Origin of the sequence: Rhizobium sp. WW_1, assembly GCF_003610155.1 — a bacterium.
GTDB classification, from domain to species: Bacteria; Pseudomonadota; Alphaproteobacteria; order Rhizobiales; family Rhizobiaceae; genus Rhizobium; species Rhizobium tropici_A.
Genome location: NZ_RAIN01000051.1, coordinates 1 through 3,116 on the forward strand (window position 1 = coordinate 1; position 3,116 = coordinate 3,116).

At 57.1% G+C, this 3,116-nt stretch carries 4 protein-coding genes and 1 pseudogene; 4 read left to right on the plus strand and 1 reads right to left on the minus strand.

The genetic code is table 11. The annotated features are described in order from the left end of the window. Positions 1 to 225 precede the first annotated feature (225 nt). From BJ928_RS38285 to BJ928_RS38300, 4 genes are all read left to right on the plus strand, one after another. Positions 226 to 741, plus strand: coding sequence for a GNAT family N-acetyltransferase (locus BJ928_RS38285; protein WP_047637270.1), 516 nt, complete (start codon positions 226 to 228; stop codon positions 739 to 741). Between the two features lie 90 nt (positions 742 to 831). Beyond that, complete coding sequence (gene adhP / locus BJ928_RS38290; RefSeq protein ID WP_047637268.1) at positions 832 to 1,905, plus strand: alcohol dehydrogenase AdhP; 1,074 nt, start codon at positions 832 to 834, stop codon at positions 1,903 to 1,905. 67 nt (positions 1,906 to 1,972) lie between these two features. Beyond that, the gene (locus BJ928_RS38295) at positions 1,973 to 2,332 is read left to right on the plus strand and encodes a hypothetical protein (protein ID WP_047637267.1); all 360 of its coding nucleotides are present in this window, start codon (positions 1,973 to 1,975) and stop codon (positions 2,330 to 2,332) included. Between the two features lie 120 nt (positions 2,333 to 2,452). Next, positions 2,453 to 2,755, plus strand: a complete 303-nt coding sequence (locus BJ928_RS38300) for a hypothetical protein (RefSeq protein WP_047637265.1) — start codon at positions 2,453 to 2,455, stop codon at positions 2,753 to 2,755. Between the two features lie 268 nt (positions 2,756 to 3,023). Here the strand turns inward: BJ928_RS38300 and BJ928_RS38310 are convergent. Then, positions 3,024 to 3,116: pseudogene (locus tag BJ928_RS38310) on the minus strand (IS5/IS1182 family transposase); the annotation flags it as partial.

A 3,116-nucleotide genomic window follows, 5' to 3' on the forward strand; every position in this document is an offset into this window, starting at 1 on the left:
CCATCATTCAGCTTCCAGATAACATGGAAGCCTTCTCGCATGAGAAACCATGCTCAAAAAGCAGCGGACAAAATGGGACAAAGACGGCGCTTACGTTCCATCCTTATCAAGAACGCCCCGAAGTTTGATCCCCGTCAATGCGGGCCTGGTCCGTAGGCTTAGGATCATGGCCAATCGCCAGCCCGGCCACGCAAACGAAGCACCATTGGAATGGAGGAAACGCTCGTGTCGGAACAGCAATGGAATGTGACAACGCGCGACGGCTCGCGGGTCTTGGTTAGACCAGCGGGCAATGACGATGAAAAGCTCCTCGGCGAACTTTTCGATCACATCAGCCCGCAAGATCTCCGCTTCCGCTTTTTGTCAGCGATCAAGCATGTCTCCCGTAGGCAGATCGCAGATCTGATCGGTGTCGATCATAGCGCCGTGGAAAGCTACATCGCTTTTGCCCAGGATACGGCGACACCGGTGGCGACAGCCGTGCTCGCTTGCGACCGCGGAAAAGGACGGGCTGAAGTCGCCATTTCCGTACGGAGCGACTTCAAGGGCCACGGACTCGGCTGGGAACTTTTGAGCTTGATGGTCCAGGAAGCCAAAAACCGAGGTCTGGATAAAATCGAGTCCATCGAAGACAGAAGCAACTTCGACGCGGTTGAGCGCGAGCAGAACATGGGGTTCAGGGTCCAGCCCTATCCGGATGACCCGACACTTTTGCTGCTGTCCAAGTCGTTGGTCGCCTGAGGAGTTGGCCAAGCTGGTGTCTCTGCTCGCCACCTGAGTGCTCACACCACCATCGCCACAGCGCAATTCCGATAACAAGAGGAGGTCTCAATGCACAAGATGATGCGGGCTGCTGTCGTAAGGGAATTCGGCAAGCCATTGTCGATCGAATACAAGCAGATTCCACAACCAGGGCCGGGCAAGATCCTCGTCCGGGTGAAGGCCTGTGGCGTCTGCCATACCGACCTGCATGCGGCCGACGGCGATTGGCCCGTGCGCCCATCACTTCCATTTACACCGGGACACGAAGTGGCGGGTGTGGTCGCGGCGGTCGGTGCAGGCGTCACCAACTTCAAGGACGGGGATCGTGTCGGTATCGCGTGGCTCCATGACGCCTGCCTCAGATGCGAATACTGCGAGACGGGATGGGAAACGCTGTGCGACCATCAGCACAATACCGGTTATAGCTGCGATGGCGGCTTCGCAGACTATGTCGTGGCCGATGCCGCCTTTGCAGCTCGCCTGCCTGAACACATCGATTTCGCGGAAATCGCGCCCATCCTCTGCGCCGGTGTGACGACCTATAAGGGTCTCAAGGAGACCGAGGCTCGTCCCGGCGAATGGGTCGTGATCTCGGGCGTCGGCGGCCTGGGCCACGTCGCCATTCAATACGCCAAGGCAATGGGATTGAAGGTTATTGCCCTCGACATCGAGCCGGCGAAACTCAATCTGGCGCGCATGGCCGGAGCTGACTTCGCCATCAATGCAACAGTTCCGGATACCATGTCGGAAGTCATTAAGCTAACGCAGGGCGGCGCCCATGGCGTTCTTGTGACAGCGGTGTCGCCGTCGGCTTTTTCGCAGGCTCTGTCGCTGGTGCGCAAGAAAGGAACGATCAGTCTGGTCGGTCTTCCGCCGGGTCAGTTTGCGACGCCTATCTTCGATGTTGTTCTGAAACGCATCACCGTTCGCGGCTCCATTATTGGGACGCGCCGCGATCTCGACGAGGCGATTGCCTTTGCCGCGGATCACAAAGTCAAGGCTGCCATCCAGCGTGCGCCGTTGAACGATGTGAATAAGGTATTGGCCGATCTAAAGCACGGACGCGTAGATGGGCGCATCGTCCTTGAAATGGCCATGGATGCTGCGGAGGAGCAATCCAAAAGGGAAGCCCTTCGGGTTTGAGTTTGGCGGCAGAGACAGCGCATGTTCTGAGAACTGCAATAATCCATGATCAACGAAGGAAATTAACATGCGTGAACCGCGCTGGCAGAACTGGCTTGGCCTCCTTCTTGGTACATATATCTTCGCAGCGCCGTGGCTGGCGCCTTACGTTCTTCCATTCGCTGCGGGCTCGACGATGGTATGCGTAACTGGCACCGCCATCGGGCTGGCGATTGCCTGCGTCTCCATTCTCGGGATTCTTGATCCGGGCGCGTGGGGCGATTGGCTGAAATTCTGGCTGGGCCTGATCCTTCTGCCCGCACCATGGGCCCTCCGCTTCAGCGAGCATATGTTCTTCACATTGAGTTTTGTCTCTGCGGCGATGCTCCTGATCGTCGTTAGTGGGCTGGCATTCGCCTCAAGACCTCCACGGATGGGAAGCGACTAGCAGGCATAGCTTCGCATCGGCTAGATGCGCAGCACTTCCTTCCGGCATGAGCGGAAATCTTCAGCCACTCAATGCAGCCGATCGCACTGGCCTGACCTTGATGTACGTGAAAGGACGATAATGAAGCGATTGCTCCGCCTCGCAGAAGGCAAGCTGCGGCCCCAGGATCTGGAAATCGTCAAAGGTGTTTTTGACCTGGTCGCCAGTCAGCCATGGTTCGATCCCAACGAGTACTCAGCGGAAGGTTTTGCGGTGCGATTGATTGCTCTCTATCGGTACGGCTTAACTGACCCGAGGCATCTCGAAAAGATCGCGCTTGTATGGGCAGTTAAAGATTTCACCCGCAGTATGACGAATGATCAGCGGGCAAAGTTGAAGGCTAGCTATGGGACTAGACGATCGTCCAGCGACGACTTGCCTTAGTGTTAGGCCGACGCTCCCAAACTCCGCCCGGAATGCCTTCGTCATGATCCCCATGCCCCCGTCGCGATTGTATCTGCGAGTGACAGCCGCGTCACACGGCCCCTTTCGTCCGTCATCGCGAAGGATGGCGACTGCTCGGCGCTTCCATTGTCATACCACGCGATGGCCAAATGGAGCAGATCCTCGTTGACCGGCTGACGAAGGAAGCCGTCGAGCAGGTGTTCAGCCAGTTCGAGATTAGGATAGAATCGAAAATCGCCTGGCCGCCTTAGGTGACCGACTCATAAGATCGTATCCAAATCCGAATTGATGCGAGCTGAACGGCTGCGAGGAAATTGTCGTCGCGTTTGTCGTATCGCGT

Excerpts from the sequence above, each read along its gene's own strand:
- BJ928_RS38300 (WP_047637265.1), top strand. The coding sequence starts at position 2,453 with ATGAAGCGATTGCTCCGCCTCGCAGAAGGCAAGCTGCGGCCCCAGGAT.
- adhP (WP_047637268.1), top strand. The coding sequence starts at position 832 with ATGCACAAGATGATGCGGGCTGCTGTCGTAAGGGAATTCGGCAAGCCA.
- BJ928_RS38295 (WP_047637267.1), top strand. The coding sequence starts at position 1,973 with ATGCGTGAACCGCGCTGGCAGAACTGGCTTGGCCTCCTTCTTGGTACA.